This is a genomic window from Ureibacillus yapensis, assembly GCF_003515775.1.
Classification (GTDB): Bacteria; Bacillota; Bacilli; order Bacillales_A; family Planococcaceae; genus Ureibacillus; species Ureibacillus yapensis.
Genome location: NZ_QWEI01000013.1, coordinates 30,037 through 48,979 on the forward strand (window position 1 = coordinate 30,037; position 18,943 = coordinate 48,979).

The following is an 18,943-nucleotide window of genomic DNA, read 5'->3' on the forward strand; positions in this document are numbered from 1 at the left end:
GTTCACTAGAAACAAAAAGAAGACTTCTCAATTAGTTTACTCAAACTTTTGGGAAGTCTTTTTTTTGTGCAGTTTATAATTTTTCTATAGAAGAAATGATTTGGATAGGCGTTTTCTGTGAAATAAAAGATAGGAATAGATATACTTGAGGAGGAAGGCTATTTTAATGGTCTTTCGACATTTTCTATAAAAATGTACATAGAATCAGAAAGGTGGAAGTAAAATGAATACGCTAGTAGCTGAAGAAAGAAAAGATCTGAACAGGTCAGCGTTGAAAAAATTGAGGAAAAGTGGGGAAATTCCAGCAGTTGTTTATGGAAGTGATATTGATACAAAATCTATTTCAATTAAAAACGCAGACTTTTTAAAAGTGATGAAAGGCGTTGGCAGAAACGGGATTATCTCTTTAAACCTTGATGGGGAAGCAAAAGATGTAATGTTAAGAGATTACCAAAATACCAGTATAACGAAGGACATCCTTCATGTAGATTTTCTTCAAGTTGATCAGCACACTGAAATCGATGCAAAAGTGAGTGTGGTTCTAAAGGGAACATCGAATGGCGAAAAAGTTGGGGGCGTTGCCAAACAAACTCTTCACGAATTGGATGTAACAGCAAAAGCAAGTGATCTCCCGGATTATATTGAAATTGATATCACTGATTTCGAAATCGGCCATTCTGTACGAGTAGCAGATATTAAGCAAGAGTATAGCAACTGCACCTTTAAGCATGATGATGATGAAGCTATAGTAATCATTGACTATGTGAAAGTCGTAGAGGAAGAAGAGGATACTACTGAAGTTGAAGCTTAAATTGTCGCCGATGATGTAGGAGTCAAACCTGCGACGTTTAGCTATCTAAGCTCTAAATATTTCAGATATGTATTCTCTTTTACCGTAAAAATTATAAAAAAACCGCAAAACTATGTCAATAAAAATATTTACAAAGTTTTGATTTAAAGAAGGTCTCTCATCAGTTCACCGAACTGGCGAGAGACTTTTTTTAATCTTTTGGTCAACGAACAAATATTCAGTGCCGTTAATTAGGATGAATGCAAGAGATGGTATATCAAAATAATGATAACGTGAACTATTTTATAAAAGGAACTTATATATGATTTGCCTAAAAAGGCAGTAAAAAAGCGATTTATACGTTTTCTGAATATATAGAATATTAAAATTATATAATTGATTTTTCAAAATTTATTATATAGAATTCCATTTAAGAACTCCTTAGGGAAAAAGACATAGCTTAGACCATGATAAAGGGATTCCAGGTTTGTCATGAGAGGGGAAATTGGGAGCTAGGTCAACCTTGCTGCCTCTAAGATTGGAAAAATAAAAAAGACAAAGGGGATATGTCGATGAAATCAAATTCTAAATTAAGAGTTGCTGTGATTGGTGGGGGAATTGGGGGTGCGGCTACGGCAGTCGCATTGAAAAGCATTGGTATTCGTGCAGATCTTTATGAGCAAGCTTCAGAGATTAAAGAAGTTGGGGCAGGTGTTGGGATGCGTCCTCCTACGGTCAACTACTTTAAAAAATGGGGAATTTACGGCGAAATTGAAAGGAAGAGTTCGAGAAGCGACTATATGGAAGTAGTTGCGGCGAATGGCGATGTTTTAGTGAGGGAGAGATGGCCGCTTTTGACGGACAATCCGGAAGAAAAGTGGGCGCGATTAGTGCATCGGGCAGACTTGATCGAGATATTTTTGAACCAGTTGCCAACCGACTCCATCCATTTAGGCCACAGGTTGGATAAAATCATTGACCACGGAAATTATGCTGAAGTACATTTTGAGAATGGCCGCTCGATTGAGGCTGATTTAGTGATTGGGGCAGATGGCATTCGATCGGAGGTTCGCTCCCAGTTATTCAGCGATACAAAACCAATTTATTCAGGCACCCATGCTTACCGGGCGGTGGTCACTAATAAAGAAGCGTTTGAACTGGTGCCGGATAATACATTGAAAGTTTACGTAGATGGCCGTGCGCAAATTTATGTTTTGCCGCTGCACCATCGAAACCAGGTTTCCTTCGATGTGACCATTCAATCACCGGATGCATCTTGGAGGCCGGTGGTGAGCCCTGAAGAAATCGTAAAACTCGTGGATAATTTTGTAGACGGAATCCAAAAGACAGCTCTAACGGTAGAAGAGTATACATGCCGATCGGTTTACGATATTGATTCAATCGATCGATGGCATTCCAATTGTGTGGCCCTGCTTGGAGACGCGGCACACGCGATGCAGCATCATACAGGACAGGGTGCAAACAGCGCAATACAAGATGCCGGGGTATTGGCAGAATGCTTGCAAGAGGCTGATTCCATCCCTGAAGCCCTGCAATTATATCAATCCCGGAGAAAACCGGTAACCGATAAATTCCAAGAATTATCGCGACAAGCACCAACACAGCAAACTGAAACCGCATTCATAGAAAAAAGCCACTTCGAAAAAGCATAGGGTAAACCATTGACCAGGGAAACATCTTTTACAGTGTTTCTCCGGTCAATTTTTCGTTAAGAGTACGAAAGAGTATATATACATCCAATCCTTATTTATGGTAATATTTGTATCTATTTATCTATTATAAGGGGTGCAGTATGGGGAGTAAGTCAAATGAACGGCAGTACGATTTGGACTGGATACGGGTGATTGCCATCTTGGGTGTATTTCTATATCACAGTTCCATGTTTTTCAATCCATTTCCCTGGCATGTAAAAAATAATATCATCGAGTCCAGTTGGATATTGGTTTTTTCACTATTTGTTGGTATATGGATTATGCCCATTTTTTTTGCCATTTCCGGGATGAATACCATTCATTCGTTAAGGAAACGCAGCTCTTTGCAGTTTATTAAGGAACGATTGAAGAGGTTGGGACTCCCTCTTTTATTCGGCATTTTTATCTTATCTCCTCCACAAGTGTATATCGAAAGAGTGACGAACCTGGGATTTTCGGGTTCCTTTCTGGAATTTATCCCATATTACTTTGATGGGCTGTATTTGGATATAGGAGGAAAAGGGAATTTTGCATTTTCGGGATTGCATCTTTGGTATTTGCTGGTCTTGCTTGTTTTTTCATTCATTTCATTGCCGCTTTTCAAACGGATTCCTGTCAGCGACAAGTTGAATAAAGTTCATTTCATTCTGTTGCCGTTGGTTTTATTTTTAACGGGGATTCTTCATATCATGTCTTTAGGCGGTTGGGATTTAGTATTTTATTTCATGACCTTTCTATATGGCTATTATTTTTTCTCCGCTTCCAATTTTAGATCAACATTGAGGTCCATCTATAAGATCACGATTCTGGTTGCTGTCATTGCAACCATTATCTATATAGCGGGTTTTCCTCACCCTGACTTCATGCCGGAGTATTTGTTTTACGGGATAAAAGTTTTGGCTTGTTGGGGTTGGCTATTGATTATTTTTTATTTGGCAGACCGATATTTGGCCTTTGCGAATGATTTTCTGAACTATACAAGTGAAGCGTCCATGCCATTTTATGTTCTTCATCAGCCAATTATTGTTTTTGTTGGTTATACGATTCGTGACTTTTCTTGGTCAATCCCACTGAAATTGATATTTCTGGTGACGGTATCTTTTGTTATCATTATGTCTTTATATCATTTTTTGATTCGAAAGATTAGTATTTTACGCATATTATTTGGATTAAAAGGTTGAGTGTTTGATGGGGAAAGATAATCGAATATAGCATTTTCTTTTAAAGCGATTGCCAACATGGGGCAATCGTTTTTCTTCTGCCTCGAATATTATCTGGTTAAATAAGGCGTAGGGCTTAGAAAGAAATTAGGCTCTGGGAGGTTTTTTCGGCAACTTCTATTAACTATGATGAAACTAAGAAATATTTACAAAATTTAACACAATCTCGGTGGATGGTTAAAAATAGCATGATAAATTTAATCGACAGGCAGTCGGTCTATAAAGGAGGGTGCCAATGAGGAAAGAAGCAGAAGATCGCAGGAACGAAATACTGGATGCTGCGGAAGAACTTTTTGTTCAAAAGGGTTTTGACGGAACCAGTACAAACGAGATTCTGGAAAAGGTCGGGATTGCGCGCGGGACATTGTATTATCATTTCAAGTCCAAGGAAGATATAATGGACGCTTTGATTAACCGGTATAGTGAACGCCTTTTGGGCCGGGCGCAGAAAATAGCAGAGAATAAAAGTATTCCGGAAATCGAGCGGATTATCCGCGTGGTGGTCTCGATGAAATTAAGCGGCGATAGCAGGCAGGAGATTATGGAACATATTCATAAGCCGCAAAACGCCCTGATGCACCAAAAAATACAAAAAGTCATTGTCAACGGTGTGACACCCATATTGGCAGGAATCATCGAAGAGGGCATGGCACATGGGCTGTTTCATACTCCGTATCCGTACGAATGTATGGAGATGCTCGTTGCTTATGCGAATACGGTTTTCGATGATGATCTAGTTGAAATGACCGACGATGAGCGAGCCAAACGAATACAAGCGCTCATATACAACGGTGAAAAACTTCTCGGTGCAGAAAGTGGAAGTCTGATGAACGCTATGCAAATGTTTGACAACGACAAAGGGACAAATCAGAAATGAAACCAAAGCGGAACTAGGCTTACATTGTTGTCTTTGGCCATTTGTCTAATAGAAAGCCGATTGGAAAATTTGGAACTGAAGAGGTGACGTATGTTTTTCAGAATAATCCGTAACGACGTGCTAAAGAGCAAAGTAATCACGCTTACCACAATGATATTCGTTGCCGCAGCATCCATGCTTGTTTCTCTTGCTGCAATCCTGGTCGTTAACCTATCCGGTGCACTCGATACGCTTATGACAAAGGCCGAAACCCCGCACTTTATGCAAATGCATTCAGGCGATATTGACATTGCGCGGCTTGGAGCCTTTGCTGAGCAAAACCCTAATGTAGATGAATACCAGGTTGTTGAGTTTCTCGGCATGGACGGGGCGGAGATTGTTTTGGGCAATCATTCGCTGGCGGGAAGCGTGCAGGATAATGGCTTCAGCATACAGAACGAAAAATTCGATTATCTTCTTGATCTTAACGGCAATATCATCCAAGTTTCCGATGGAGAGATTTATGTTCCGGTTGCTTATATGAGGGACAACACGGCAAAGGTGGGGGACAAGGCTGTAATAAGCGGGGAGGAGTTTGTTGTTGCCGGATTCCTGCGAGATTCGACCATGAATTCTTCGCTCTCCGCTTCAAAGCGATTTCTCGTAAGCAGCAATGATTTTGCGGAACTAAAAAACCTTGGCAGTATCGAGTATTTGATTGAATTTAGGCTAAAGGATTTCTCGGCGATCGGTGAATTTGAAACAGCTTATGCCTCCGCCGGCCTTGAAGCAAATGGACCTACCGTGACCTATACACTTTTCAAAACGATGAATGCCGTTTCGGATGGCATGATGATTGCAATTATCCTTTTAATAAGCGCGTTGGTCGTTGCCGTTGCATTTATGTGCATCCGCTTTACGCTCCTTGCCAAAATTGAGGGCGATACCCGTGAAATAGGCGTTATGAAGGCAATAGGGATGCGCATATTCGATATAAAGAAAATCTATCTAGTGAAATACGCCAGCATTGCAGCAATCGGCAGTATTTTTGGCTATATTCTTTCTCTGATGTTCCAGGATGTTCTTCTTGAAAATATACGACTTTATATGGGGGAAAGCGAAAATTCGTCCTATGCCAATGTCTTCGGAATGATCGGGATACTGCTCGTGTTCTTTGCAATTATCGTTTATGTCAACGGAGTGCTGGGAAGATTTCGGAGGATTTCCGCTGCAGAGGCAATACGTTTTGGCGCTTCCCAGGAAAAGAAGCGGAGTGTTAAGGGGTTCTCCCTAAGCAGCAATCGTCTGTTTGGCACGAATATTTTTCTTGGCATCAAGGATGTGCTTGCGAGGAAAAAGCTTTATGCTACAAGCTTGGCAGTGCTTGTGATTTCGGCGTTCATCATGATTGTTCCGCAAAACCTTTATAATACGATTTCCTCCAAAAACTTCATTCAGTACATGGGGATTGGAAATTACGACTTGCGCATCCAGACAAGTGAACCCAACAAAGCCGATGAAATCGCAAAGACGATTGAAAGAGATGAAGACGTAGTTAATTATGCCGTGATGACAACAAAGACTTTCAAAGTCAAATCGGGTAATGGGTCAGAGGAAAATATAAAAGTTGAACTTGGAGACCATACGGCATTTCCAATTCAATATGCTGAAGGAAGAGCTCCTAGCCGAAATGATGAAATCGCGCTATCAACAATCAATGCAGACGAGATGGGCAAAAAGGTCGGCGATGTACTTACGCTCGTAATTCAAGGGAAGGAGCAAAATCTTGCAATTACCGGAATTTATTCTGACGTTACCAATGGAGGAAAAACCGCAAAGGCTGTTTTCGCAGACCATTCAGCAAATGCCATATGGACCATCGTTTGCGTCGCGCTTTCGGATGAATCTCTTGTTGCTTCGAAAGTTTCACAGTATTCCAGCATATTTGATTTTGCGAAGACTTCCGACATTGATGAATTTGTTTCGCAGACCCTCGGCTCGACAATTGATTCCATAGAGATGGTCTCCTACGTTTCGGTTGCCATCGCGCTGTTAATTATGGTGTTGGTGACACTGCTCTTTATGAAGTTGCTCGTTGCGAAGGATCGATATTCCATTGCTGTCATGAAAGTTTTTGGGTTTACAAACTCGGATATCACGACGCAATATATTGTACGTTCGCTATTTGTTCTGTTCATTGGAATTACTCTAGGAACGCTTTTGGCAAACACATTTGGAGAGATGCTTGCAGGCATGGTCATCTCATCGTTCGGGGCAACGGCGTTTCATTTTGAAGTCAACCCGCTCAAGGCTTATCTATTTAGCCCGCTCCTGATGGTTTGTGCAGTACTGATTGCAACGATTATTGGCACATCCCGCGCAGGGGAAATAAAAATTTCCGAACATATAAAGGAGTAGTCATATGAACAGGATTATTATCGGTGATAGAATTGTCAAAACTTTTGGCGAGGGCGATGAGCAACGCAATGTTTTGAATGGAGTTTCCGTTGAAATAAATGAGGGCGAGTTCGTGTCGGTTATGGGTCCCTCAGGCTCCGGGAAATCGACGTTGATGTATGCTTTAAGCGGAATTGATCATGTGGATGATGGGAAGGTCCTTTTTAACGGCAAGGATTTATCGACCGTTACGGAGAGTGAACTTTCAGATTTACGCAGAACCAAAATGGGGTTTGTTTTTCAACAGCCAACCATGCTAAAAAACCTGAATATCCTCGACAACATTATCTTGCCGGCGATGCGCAGCAACAGAAAAAACACCGCCAAAATTGTGGCAAAGGCACGAACGCTTATGAAGAGGGTGGGCATTGCGGAACTTGAAACGCGGGATATTACACAAGTATCGGGCGGCCAGCTTCAACGAGCAGGTATTTGCAGGGCGCTGATGAGCAGTCCGGAAATACTCTTCGGCGACGAACCGACTGGGGCGCTCAACTCACAATCAGCCAATGAGATCATGGACATTTTTACTGAAATCAACGCAGAGGGAACAGCGATGTTGCTTGTCACCCACGATGCAAAAGTTGCTGCGCGGACGGAACGGATTTTGTTCATGCGAGATGGACAAATCGTGAACGAGTTGAGGCTTTCTAAGTATGACGGGCTGAACTTTGATCAGAGAATCCAAAAAGTGGCGTCGAAAATGTTGGAAATAGGCATATAATTTGTTTCACTGCAATTTCACGTACTGTAAAGAACCACTTCTCGCAACTGAGAAGTGGTTCTTACCATAAAAGGTGATTTCGGCAATAGTAGAAGTGGGTTGCCTCGCCAGCTGACTTTCTTTTACTGCCTTGCCCATACGTTTTAGTCATTGGCGGAAGAACTTTTTCGTTCTTTTTCTATTTGCAAATATCGCCATAATAATATGGAAATTTCATGGGCTTCCGCTTCGTGGGATGTGTCTTTAAATGAGCTGTTAAAGGCAGGCAATACCGCTTCCAATACATAAATATTTTTATGCTCTGCTTGAAGCGCTTGGAGCAAGTAATTTGCATACTCGACACCGCTTTCGGCAACATCGGGTGTTAGTTTTTCTGTAAAACCTTGCAATTGATCAACCAGCATGCTGCTTGTGATCATCGTTTCATCCCGTTTATGGTGAAGCGCCTGGAAAATATCCGAAGTAATTAAAACACTTTCTGTTTTCTGTAGATGCGCCAATATTCCTTCCACATGGTTTAAAGTGTTTTTTACCACATCTTCAGGAGTAGCCAATTGTTTGGTAATCATCCTAATCACTCTATAGGAATGCTGCATCATGGCAATCGCTTGTACGGCGCACTCATAGGAGTATTCACGCATTTGTTCGCCATAGACGTCGACCATTCTGGATGCTAGCCATTCAATTTCATCAATTAAATGCTTATCCAGCACTTGCCTTAGTTCTTCGTCTTTCATGCTGCCTACTGCTTCAAAAATTTGCATTAAATTATGTTTTCGGTGGATATAGGCAACCAATGCAATTTGCTTTAGCAGTACATTTTTATCATCTGGTTTTGTATTGAAAGCCACTTCATACCGGTTGTTCATTATTTCTTCCCTTGCTTGGTCCAAGATGGCGATCAGGCACTGGACTTTCGAACCGAAGTGGTTATAGAATGTTCCCTTTGATACATTGGCTGCGGAAATAATGTCAATAATAGAGGTATCATTAAAACCTTTGTCTAAAAAGAGTTGACGTGCAGCATGGATAATCTGTCGTTTTCTTTTATTCATCTTTTCACCTGTTTGTTTGTAATTTTACGATAATTATACCGTAAGTATAATTTGAAAACGCTTTTAATTCAATGTTTAAGACTATAAATATATTTTTGTTGATAAAAATAGACTGTCGGTATAGAATGTATTTCAGGGTGAAATGAATTAAGAGAGAGAGTGTGGAAAATAAATATGCATAGTGAACAGACAGCTAAAAAGCCTCCATATTTGATGATTGCCATCTTATTTGTAGGAACGTTTGTTGCTTTTTTAAATAATACATTACTCAATGTTGCACTTCCTACCATTATGGTAGATCTAGATGTTACGTATGCAACGGTGCAATGGCTGGCAACTGGCTATATGCTGGTAAGTGGGGTATTGGTGCCCGCTTCGGCCTTTTTGATTACACGATTTAAAACGAGACCATTATTTATTTTTGCAATGGCAGTCTTCACGATTGGTACATTGCTCGCTGCGACCGCGCCTACTTTCGCTTTATTATTAGCGGGACGCATGGTTCAAGCGGTAGGGGCATCGGTTATGTCTCCGCTTCTGATGAACGTGATGCTAATTAGTTTCCCGGTTGAAAAGCGTGGGGCGGCGATGGGGATGTTCGGGCTGGTAATGATTGCAGCACCGGCGATTGGTCCAACTTTATCAGGCTGGATTGTCGAACATTACGATTGGCGCGTTCTATTTGAAATGATTCTGCCAATCGCGGTCATCAGTTTATTGTTAAGTATTTGGAAATTGCAAAATGTACTTCCAAACAAACATGTTACATTGGACTATTTTTCGATTGTACTTTCAACAATTGGTTTTGGCGGATTGTTGTACGGTGTAAGTACTGCTGGCAATGATGGTTGGACCGATCCAATCGTACTTGCAACTGTTATTATCGGGATTATCGGTATTGTTTTATTTGTTGTACGTCAAGTGAAGCTTGAGACACCGGTGTTAAGTATGGAAATTTTTAAATCGCCATTATTTGCATTGTCTGCCGTCATCAGCGCAGTGCTTTCCATGGCATTGATGGGCGGTATGATTTTAACGCCAGCTTATGTTCAAAGTGTACGGGGCATCCATCCTTTTGAATCGGGATTAATGATGTTGCCGGGTGCTCTTGTGATGGCTGTCATGTCGCCAATTACAGGACGCTTGTTTGATAGAATAGGACCCCGTATTTTAGCGATAGTCGGATTAACGATTACTGCTATTGCAACTTATATGTTGTCATTTTTGGATGTTGATTCAACTTACTCATTCATTATTAGCATCTATACAATCCGCATGCTTGGGATTTCGTTGGTCATGATGCCAATCATGACGAATGGTTTGAATTCATTGCCGGGACGCCTAAATCCGCATGGTACTGCAGCCAACAATACTGTTCAACAGTTGGCGGGTTCACTAGGGACTGCCATTTTGGTGGCGGTGATGAATGCCAGAACAACGTCAGCTGCGGAAGATTTGGCAGCCAAGGCTAAAAGCCAAGTGACAGGAGCAATGACGGAAGAGCAAATTGCAGCAATGAAAGCTCAAATTGGCCAGCAAGCACTTTTGGATGGCATACAGTTCTCGTTTGTTGTCGCAACGATTATCACAGTTGTGGCACTCATACTGTCATTATTCCTGAAACGCGCGGTCAGCCCGGACAATGTGAAGCAGGTTAACGCTTCACAACCTAGAGTTGTGGAAACTCCTGCAAATGCAACCTTAAGTAAATAAGCATCGTTTATACTTTGCACCTATCACTGTGTATTAAAATAAAGAAGGCCGTTCCCTTGATGGAATGGCCTTTTTCGGGGATTGCGATGCTTTAGGTATACCGGCAATTATTTTTTAATTTGGTTGAAAGCCACTTTTACGGAATACAATATATAAGAATGACAAATGAATAAATTGATGCCGTGTTATCTTTTCTAACATGTATTTTTGTGTATAATGAAGAAGGAAATGAGCAAATTTTCGCTTGGGGGTTTTGGGATGGATGTTCTTGATTTTCTGGAGAAGTTAGATGAAATCAACGTTTTATTTGAACCAATCTACAGTGCGGATGAACACGTAATTACCGCATATGAAGTCATTGGCCAATATATAAATGAAGGTGAAACACTGGACGTTATTGATTTTACGTATGATGAATCAATACCAGCCGATATTCGCAATGAAGTAGAGCATGCGCTAGTTAAAAAAGCATTGCTCTTGGCAAGGGAAGAAGTGCAGACCAATGGGGTAAGGCTTTATCTCCCCTGTAATCCCAATCTGCTGATGGAGGATTTTGGCGAGAGCTATTTCAAACTATTGAAAGAAGAAATCGGGGAAGAATTTCTGCCTTTTATCTATCTCGTCATACCGGAGCATAAGTTCAAAGGGGAAACGCAGCAACTGCAGCATCCGATTCGCTATATAAAAACATATGGGGTCAAGATTGCATTAGCTAATATTGGTTCCGAAAGCAACCTGGATCAAATTTTGATGTTTGAACCCGCTACTTTAAAAATCAATGTATCCCAACTCAATTACAATGCTTGGGGTGCACAAAACCACGTTTTTACCACAATCCAAACATTGGCCATAAAGATTGGTGCAACGTTAATGTTTGATAATATCCGAACGGATTATCAACTGCACCATGCATGGAAAAGCGGAGCAAGGTTTTTTAAAGGGGGCTATTTACAAAAGCCCACAAGTCAATTTATACCAAAAGATACACTAAAAGAACGCTTCCGCAATGAATGCAAGCAATTTATCGCTACTGAAAAAAGGCTGCTTGAAGTGAAGTTTGAAGAAATGAAAAACTTGCAAAAAACCATTACCACAATCGTGGATAACATCAAACCGGACGGAAAAAACGTGGAAAAATTATTGCAGTTAGCCAAAGAATTGGAGAAGCATGCCTTTCGTTTTTATATTTGCAACGATGAAGGATTCCAACTTTCCCCCAACGTGGTTTACCACAATGGGAAATGGGATGTGGAACAATGTGCAGTAGGGAAGAACTGGAGCTGGCGTCCGTATTTTCTGTTTAATATCATTAAAATAAGGAATACCGAGAAAGGAAATCTTTCGAGTATATACAGCGATATTGAAACAGGGGAGCTAACACGTACATTCTCGATGGCCTTGAATGACCATGAATATTTATTTGTGGATATTACCTACGATTATCTTTACGAACATAATATCGTGAATTAATAGAAAATCCTTATTTAAAGGCATACAGCCATTAAATAGGGATTTTTTATTTGCCTTAAGTCTGCTTCATAAGTTATGAAAAGCAAAATAGAAACATAAAGTTAATAGATGTAATTACTTTGAACGATGAAAGGGAGGAAATCATATTCAAATACATGTTGTTCAACCCGGACAATCGCTTTTTGGAATTGCGCAGGCTTATAGCACCACACCCCAAAGCATCATCGAAGCAAACCAACTGGAACATCCGGAGCGGTTAGTTGTCGGGCAAGCACTTGTCATTCCAATCACGGGCAGTTTTTACTGGGTACAGCAAGGGGATACACTAACCAGCATTGCGCAGCGTTTTGGTCTGAATGCAGCTACTTTAGCCCGATTCAATGGCATTGATGTAAACACGCCATTGCAAGTTGGCACGCGTCTTTATATTCCTCCGATGCAAAAAAGAAATACGGAAGTCAATATTTATATCGAGCCAACGGGACAATCGGTCAGCGAAACATTGTTAAACGAAGCTAGAAGCGTGGGGCAATATTTAACGTACTTGGCGGCATTTAGTTATGAAGCCAGAAGAGATGGCAGTCTAGAGCCAATGCCGATAGAAGGGATTCCGGAAGTGGCTAGGGAGACCGGCGCCTCAATCATGATGGTGGTGAGCAATTTAGAAAACGGCCAGTTTAGCGGTGAGCTGGGAAGAGCGATTTTGCAAAGTTCCGCTGTCCAGGATGTGCTATTGGAAAATATCGTAGATGAAGCAAATCGTATTGGCCAAGTTACGGATATTCATTTTGATTTCGAGTTTCTTCCGGCTGATCAGCGCGAGGCATATAATAACTTTTTAAGAAAAGCAACGAACTACCTGCACGAAAATGGATTTTTAGTCTCCACAGCGCTGGCTCCAAAAACAAGCGCGGAACAGGCTGGACAATGGTATGAAGCGCATGACTACCGTGCTCATGGGGAAATTGTTGATTTTTCTGTTCTCATGACTTATGAATGGGGCTATTCAGCTGGACCTCCAATGGCGGTGTCACCGATTACGGAAGTGGAAAAAGTAATCCAATTTGCATTAACGCAAATGCCCGCAGAAAAAATCATGATGGGCCAAAACCTATATGGTTATGATTGGACACTGCCATTTGTGCCGGGTGGCCAATATGCAAGAGCAGTCAGTCCACAAAGGGCAATTGAAATCGCAGCAGCCAATAATGCCGTTATCGATTATGATACTACGGCGCAAGCACCGAACTTCAATTATGTGGATGATGCGGGAAAAGCCCACAAAGTATGGTTTGAAGATGCGCGGTCCATTCAGGCAAAATTTAATTTAATGAAAAGATTGAACTTGCGGGGAATCAGCTATTGGAAGCTAGGTTTTGCATTCCCTCAGAATTGGTTATTAATCAGCGAAAACTTCAATGTGGTAAAAAGGTAATTTAGTAAGATGTCATTATTGAATTAATTTTATAAATAACTATCAGAGCAGTCTAAACGGATTGGCTGCTCTTTTTTCAAAATATTGGAAATTCTTATGTTCTATTAAGGCTAGTTGATATACAATAATTGGTATAACCATTCAGGAGGTATAATTTGAAAAAGTTAAATAAAATCGGTATCCCTTTAACGGCTTTGGCAATTTCAGTTGGAATTATGTCTGTAGCTAATGCGCAAACACCCACACCTTTCTCTCCAGAAAAGCTGCAAATAGAAATCGCCTCTACAGAAACAGTCATCACGAAAAATGAAGTAATTAAAAAGTTTAGAGAGTTGTTTCCGAACAAGTTTGACTTCCTTACAACAAATGATTTTCACTTAAATACAGGACGCTATTATCCAGAGGATGAAACAGTCCGCTATAATTTGAATTTCTCCAAATACTATCAAGGCAAAGAATTATATGGCAGTGTTACGTTCGCTGGCGATGAGCTAAAGTTGGAAAGTTTCCACTTTGAACCGGTTAATCAATCAGACGCCTTATTCCCTGCAAAAGTATCGAAAGAGGAAGCACAAACGCTCGCACAGAATTTCGTGAAGAAATTTGCGGAAGGTGAAACCTATCAGCTCGAAAAAAACAGCGCCTATAATTACTATTATTCCAATCAACTATTAACAGAGCCCGTGCGCTATCATTTTTCGTTTCTACGTACAGAAAATAACATCGAAATTGCCAATCAACGAATGGAAGTGACGGTTCTTGGAAACGGGGAAATTGTACAGTACTACAGTTACCCAGAAAATACAGGGAAATTCACATTTGATGAAGCGAACAACTTAAAAAATGAACAGGAAGTACTGGCTAAAATTAAAGAAAAATTAAATTTGCAATTACAATATCAAGTAAATTATGATTATCGTTCAAATAAGCGCACGGTCCAATTGGTCTATATGCCGCTTAATCAATTTGTAGGGATCCATGCGTTAAGTGGACAATGGTTCACGGTAAATGGGTCAGCGGTTGCGCTTCCCAAAGATCCAAAAGTAGAAAAAATCGTGGGCCAACCATTAAAACCAAGACAAGGCCCGATTACTGTAGAGGAAGCAAAACGTTTATCTTTAGATTTATTAAAATTGGATTCGGATAAAGTGAAGTTAAGAGTGGAAAGTGTTGAAGAAATCACAAATCCCGATGGTCGGGAAATGATTTATATTTCTTATATGTATGAATTTAATAATGGGGGATCTGGGTCAAGCCTCGTTATCGATAAAGCAACCGGAGAAATCATTCAATACCACAATATGAAGAATGAACTATTAAGAGAACTTGGGGAAAAGCAGAATAGCGGCAAGAAGATAACAAGCAGCGAAGCTCTAGCGAAAGCAGTAGAGCATTTGAAAGAATGGATGCCATCCTCATTGCATAACTATAGCAAACCTTTAGCAGAGCCATTCTCTGATGACAATTACGGTGCCTATTCCTTCACGTTCCCTAGAATCGTAAATGGTATTCCGGTGAATGGGGACGACATTAATGTAAGCGTTGGTTTTGATGGATCGTTAATGAGTTTATATGTCAACTCGTCGGAAATAAAAGAATGGCCAACGACTGAAGGAATTATTTCAAAACAGCAAGCGGAAAAGTTATTTAGCGATGCGATCAACTTGAAATTACAGTATGTCCAAGATAACCGTTCAAAGGATTCGAAGCATTATTCATTGGTATATACACCATTCTATCACGACTCATCTTCTTTGCTGGATGCAGCAAAAGGCGAATGGACAAGCATGTTTGGCGGAAAAGAATATCCAATCGTTTCCCATGATACAGCAGAAGAAGAATTAAATTATTTAATACAAAACAACATCCTGGAAGTAAAGAATAGCGATTTTAATGCAGATGCTGCCGTCAAAAAAGGGGAAGCCTTGGAAATACTGCTAAAATCCATTTCCTATTTCTATGAAGGAAATCTTCCGCAACAAGGCGAAAGTCATCAAACGTTTGAAAATATCGGTCCGGATCATGAATATTACCAAGTAGTTGAGCGTGCTGCAGGCATGGGCATCCTCGACACAAAGAATACCGTGTTCAATACGGATGCCGCTCTTACACGTGAAGAACTTGCGGTTTGGTATATCCGGGCGCTTGGCTTGGAACAAGCAGCAAAGCATGCGGATATTTATAAGCTTGATGCAAAAGACGCGAAGGATATCACTTACAAGGGATATGCTGCATTGGTGGATGCTTTGGAAATTCTCCCGGCAAAAGATGGATTGTTTAATCCGAAAAAATCAGTAACCTATGCAGATTTGGCCGAGTCAACAATTCGCCTGGCACATAAGGTATACGAAAAAGGCAATCCATATCGATATTACTATTAATTAATTTAAGGCTGGCATAGATTCTTATGCCAGCCTTAAAACTTTTACATATAATAATTAGACAAAAAGGTGCTTTGCGCATAAAATATTCATATATGAATATATAAGCATATATCGAAATGGGGAGGGAGAGGTTAGGTTGGAAGAGCAACATAGTAGACATCCTTATGATTTGGACGAAGAGACGCTTTTTCTTGTTTCTCAAACATTTAAAGCACTAAGCGATCCAACGCGCATTCGAATTCTAAATTTACTGTTTCAACGGGAGCATTCAGTGAACGAAATAGCAGAATCCCTGGATTTACGCCAGTCGACGGTTTCCCATCAATTAAGATTCCTGAAAAATTTAAGGCTGGTAAAATATAGGAGGGAAGGAACGACCCTTTATTATTCCTATGAGGATGAACATGTCATGAATATGCTAAAGCAAACAATCGAACATTCTTCGCATAGTTAGGAAAAGTAAATAATAAACCATATTACTATATGAACATATACTAATATTAGAAAAGTGACTTCTAAGATAGGGGGCAAATGCATGGGACACGATCACAATCACGCACATCACGATCATACACATGGAGCCAATAAAAAAACATTGACCATCTCATTTTTTATTATCGCACTGTTTATGATTGTGGAAGTTATTGGTGGTTTATATACAAATAGTTTGGCTTTATTATCCGACGCTGGCCACATGCTCAGCGATGCGATTTCATTGGCCATTGGAGTTCTGGCATTTAAGTTCGGCGAAAAAACAGCAAATTACAGTAAAACCTATGGCTATAAACGTTTTGAAATATTGGCTGCTGTGTTTAATGGGGTTACCCTTATTCTAGTGGCTTTGTACATTTTCTATGAAGCGGTTAAACGCTTTGCCAATCCACCGGAAATTGCTACTTCGGGAATGCTGATCATTGCCATTGTTGGTCTCTTGGTGAATATCCTTGTGGCATGGATCATCATGCGCGGTGGTGATACAAAGGAAAATCTAAACATTCGGGCAGCATTTTTACATGTTATCGGAGATATGCTGGGATCGGTCGGTGCCATTGTTGCGGCTCTATTGATTATGCTGCTTGGCTGGAACTGGGCCGATCCGGTTGCTAGTATTATCGTGGCGGTACTTATAATAATCAGTGGGTATCGAGTAACAAGGGACTCGGTTCATGTATTAATGGAGGGAACGCCAAACAATATTCAAATGGATGAAATTATCCAAGTATTTAAAAATAAACCGGAAATCATTGATATTCATGATTTGCACGTGTGGAGCATTACAAGCGGTCAAAATGCCCTTTCTTGCCATGCGGTCGTTGAGGGAATAATGACCGTCCAAGAAAGCCAGCTTCTTTTAAAATCCATCGAGCATGACTTGTCTCACCTTGGAATTGGCCATATGACGGTTCAATTGGAAGATTCAAAACATGCACATGAGAACTCCATCCTTTGTAAAAATCATGAGGAAAACGACCACCATCACCATCATTGAGCAATAAAGAACTTAAATAACCTGGTAAATCTGAGCGGCAGTTGATGACCGCTCAGATTTTTTTTAGTTTTGGCAGTAGGCGAGCAGGGTATGTTCGAAATAATGCTGTGTTAATTTAAGGGAAATGAGGATAAATTTACGCCATTGATGGATAAAATAATGGTGGCAAAAATTAAACGTTGAGGGTGAATGAATTGGAGATTAATAAACAAGATGCTTCGTCTAATTTCCGGTCGGGTATTTTATTTGGCTTAGGGTTAGTTGCTTTTATCGATGAAGCAGTGTTTCATCAACTTTTGCATTGGCACCATTTTTATGATAAATCAACGACTGATATCGGACTTGTCTCAGATGGCCTCTTCCATGCTTTTAGTTGGTTTGCAACGGTCGCTTCTCTTTTTATGTTGGCCGATATTCGCAAAAGGAAAGTGTGGGATAGAAAAAGATGGATTGGCGCAATGATGCTGGGCGGTGGGACTTTTCAACTTTATGATGGCATCATTCAACATAAACTTATGAAGCTTCATCAAATTCGTTATAACGTGGAAATCATCTATTACGATATCGTGTGGAATGTGCTGGCGGCATTCATGATACTCAATGGCCTCAATCTTTTAAGAAAGAGTAAATCGGCCCAAAAAAGTAAAGTGGGCGAAGCGTAATGCATCATCATTCTGACGGAAATTCAACAATAATAGGTAGCTTTGCTGAAATGATTATTTACGTTGTTCCACTGATTGCTATTGGACTTTATTTATGGGCAGTTTATATGACGAATAAAAAATATAAGAAGTGGCCTGTATCAAGGGTATTCTTTTGGATTGGCGGGGTATGCTCGGCAGCGCTGGCGATGGTAGGTCCAATTGCCGAGATGGCCCATAGCAATTTCCAGGCTCATATGTTGGCACATTTATTATTGGGAATGCTCGCGCCCTTATTGTTAGTGCTTTCCGCGCCCGTGACGCTTCTTTTAAGAACGGTTCCAGTGAAAGCCGGACGAACAATTAGTAAATTATTGAGAAGTTCCTACGGCCGTTGGGTGACGAATCCCTTGAATACGGCCATATTGAATATTGGTGGGCTATGGCTATTATATACGACTGATTTATTTCAAATGATGCACGAATCCTTGCTTTTGTATCTTTTCATTCATTTACATGTATTTATTGCGGGGTATTTATTTACACTTTCGATCCTCTACATAGACCCTGTAGCTCACCAAAAATCATTCCAGTTTCGCGCTTTCATTTTAATCATGGCGATGGCGGGACATGGGATTCTATCCAAATGGATTTATGCAAATCCTCCAGCCGGAGTGAAGGAATCAGAAGCGCAGGCTGGTGGGATGTTAATGTACTACGGTGGGGACATGGTGGATTTAATGCTCGTCATTATTCTTTGTTATCAATATTTTAAAGGCAATAGAAGGTTATCGAAAAAGGCAGCCCAAGTTGCCAATTAAGACATGTTGTATGCTTAGGTTTTGTCGGGGACTGCTTCTGGGGTAATCCCACGAGAACAGTCCACGAGCATGTCTGTCGAAGACTCGGATTGACGAAATCACTTGAATCGAGTCCATGAGCGATTCCCTCGAGGACCGGAATATGCTGAATTGCAGGAGTTTAGTCCACGATCGGG

General features: G+C 40.6%; 15 protein-coding genes. 14 read left to right on the top strand and 1 reads right to left on the bottom strand.

What is annotated here, in order from left to right:
* Positions 1–223 precede the first annotated feature (223 nt).
* The 6 genes from D1B33_RS16775 (at position 224) to D1B33_RS16800 (ending at position 7,759) form a co-directional block, all read left to right on the top strand.
* Positions 224–811, top strand: coding sequence for a 50S ribosomal protein L25 (locus D1B33_RS16775; RefSeq protein ID WP_118877565.1), 588 nt, complete (start codon positions 224–226; stop codon positions 809–811).
* A 551-nt stretch (positions 812–1,362) separates the two neighbouring features.
* Positions 1,363–2,463 carry an FAD-dependent oxidoreductase gene (locus D1B33_RS16780; RefSeq protein ID WP_233549519.1) on the top strand — a complete coding sequence of 367 codons (1,101 nt, stop codon included), beginning with the start codon at positions 1,363–1,365 and terminating at the stop codon, positions 2,461–2,463.
* Between the two features lie 140 nt (positions 2,464–2,603).
* Entirely contained in the window at positions 2,604–3,683 is a 1,080-nt protein-coding gene (locus tag D1B33_RS16785) for an acyltransferase family protein (RefSeq protein ID WP_118877567.1), read from the top strand.
* Between the two features lie 274 nt (positions 3,684–3,957).
* Entirely contained in the window at positions 3,958–4,599 is a 642-nt protein-coding gene (locus tag D1B33_RS16790; RefSeq protein ID WP_118877568.1) for a TetR/AcrR family transcriptional regulator, read from the top strand.
* A 90-nt stretch (positions 4,600–4,689) separates the two neighbouring features.
* The gene (locus tag D1B33_RS16795) at positions 4,690–6,996 is read left to right on the top strand and encodes an ABC transporter permease (protein ID WP_118877569.1); all 2,307 of its coding nucleotides are present in this window, start codon (positions 4,690–4,692) and stop codon (positions 6,994–6,996) included.
* A 4-nt stretch (positions 6,997–7,000) separates the two neighbouring features.
* On the top strand, positions 7,001–7,759 hold the full coding sequence (locus D1B33_RS16800) for an ABC transporter ATP-binding protein (RefSeq protein ID WP_118877570.1): 759 nt from the start codon (positions 7,001–7,003) through the stop codon (positions 7,757–7,759).
* A gap of 143 nt (positions 7,760–7,902) precedes the next feature.
* Here the strand turns inward: D1B33_RS16800 and D1B33_RS16805 are convergent, their stop codons facing one another.
* Complete coding sequence (locus D1B33_RS16805; RefSeq protein ID WP_118877571.1) at positions 7,903–8,814, bottom strand: TetR/AcrR family transcriptional regulator; 912 nt, start codon at positions 8,812–8,814, stop codon at positions 7,903–7,905.
* Positions 8,815–8,988: 174 nt separating this feature from the next.
* On the opposite strand from D1B33_RS16805, the gene D1B33_RS16810 reads away from it, so the two are divergent.
* The 8 genes from D1B33_RS16810 to D1B33_RS16845 all read left to right on the top strand — a co-directional run bounded on the left by D1B33_RS16810 (position 8,989) and on the right by D1B33_RS16845 (position 18,767).
* A complete protein-coding gene (locus D1B33_RS16810; RefSeq protein ID WP_118877572.1) occupies positions 8,989–10,527 on the top strand; it encodes a DHA2 family efflux MFS transporter permease subunit in 1,539 nt (512 codons plus the stop codon).
* Between the two features lie 258 nt (positions 10,528–10,785).
* Entirely contained in the window at positions 10,786–11,997 is a 1,212-nt protein-coding gene (locus tag D1B33_RS16815; RefSeq protein ID WP_118877573.1) for an EAL-associated domain-containing protein, read from the top strand.
* 145 nt (positions 11,998–12,142) lie between these two features.
* The gene (locus D1B33_RS16820) at positions 12,143–13,432 is read left to right on the top strand and encodes a glycoside hydrolase family 18 protein (protein ID WP_118877574.1); all 1,290 of its coding nucleotides are present in this window, start codon (positions 12,143–12,145) and stop codon (positions 13,430–13,432) included.
* Between the two features lie 155 nt (positions 13,433–13,587).
* Positions 13,588–15,813: a YcdB/YcdC domain-containing protein gene (locus D1B33_RS16825; RefSeq protein WP_118877575.1), complete on the top strand. Its 2,226-nt coding sequence runs from the start codon at positions 13,588–13,590 to the stop codon at positions 15,811–15,813.
* A gap of 139 nt (positions 15,814–15,952) precedes the next feature.
* Positions 15,953–16,270, top strand: a complete 318-nt coding sequence (locus D1B33_RS16830) for an ArsR/SmtB family transcription factor (protein ID WP_118877576.1) — start codon at positions 15,953–15,955, stop codon at positions 16,268–16,270.
* A gap of 81 nt (positions 16,271–16,351) precedes the next feature.
* Complete coding sequence (locus D1B33_RS16835) at positions 16,352–17,305, top strand: cation diffusion facilitator family transporter (RefSeq protein WP_118877577.1); 954 nt, start codon at positions 16,352–16,354, stop codon at positions 17,303–17,305.
* Positions 17,306–17,499: 194 nt separating this feature from the next.
* A complete protein-coding gene (locus D1B33_RS16840) occupies positions 17,500–17,967 on the top strand; it encodes a DUF2243 domain-containing protein (RefSeq protein ID WP_233549520.1) in 468 nt (155 codons plus the stop codon).
* Positions 17,967–18,767: a cytochrome c oxidase assembly protein gene (locus D1B33_RS16845; protein ID WP_118877579.1), complete on the top strand. Its 801-nt coding sequence runs from the start codon at positions 17,967–17,969 to the stop codon at positions 18,765–18,767. Before D1B33_RS16840 ends, D1B33_RS16845 begins: the two co-directional genes overlap by 1 nt.
* The last annotated feature ends 176 nt before the right edge of the window (positions 18,768–18,943 follow it).

Coding starts and splice junctions, on each gene's coding strand:
- D1B33_RS16775 (WP_118877565.1), top strand. CDS start 224: ATGAATACGCTAGTAGCTGAAGAAAGAAAAGATCTGAACAGGTCAGCG.
- D1B33_RS16780 (WP_233549519.1), top strand. CDS start 1,363: ATGAAATCAAATTCTAAATTAAGAGTTGCTGTGATTGGTGGGGGAATT.
- D1B33_RS16785 (WP_118877567.1), top strand. CDS start 2,604: ATGGGGAGTAAGTCAAATGAACGGCAGTACGATTTGGACTGGATACGG.
- D1B33_RS16790 (WP_118877568.1), top strand. CDS start 3,958: ATGAGGAAAGAAGCAGAAGATCGCAGGAACGAAATACTGGATGCTGCG.
- D1B33_RS16795 (WP_118877569.1), top strand. CDS start 4,690: ATGTTTTTCAGAATAATCCGTAACGACGTGCTAAAGAGCAAAGTAATC.
- D1B33_RS16800 (WP_118877570.1), top strand. CDS start 7,001: ATGAACAGGATTATTATCGGTGATAGAATTGTCAAAACTTTTGGCGAG.
- D1B33_RS16805 (WP_118877571.1), bottom strand. CDS start 8,814: ATGAATAAAAGAAAACGACAGATTATCCATGCTGCACGTCAACTCTTT.
- D1B33_RS16810 (WP_118877572.1), top strand. CDS start 8,989: ATGCATAGTGAACAGACAGCTAAAAAGCCTCCATATTTGATGATTGCC.
- D1B33_RS16815 (WP_118877573.1), top strand. CDS start 10,786: ATGGATGTTCTTGATTTTCTGGAGAAGTTAGATGAAATCAACGTTTTA.
- D1B33_RS16835 (WP_118877577.1), top strand. CDS start 16,352: ATGGGACACGATCACAATCACGCACATCACGATCATACACATGGAGCC.
- D1B33_RS16845 (WP_118877579.1), top strand. CDS start 17,967: ATGCATCATCATTCTGACGGAAATTCAACAATAATAGGTAGCTTTGCT.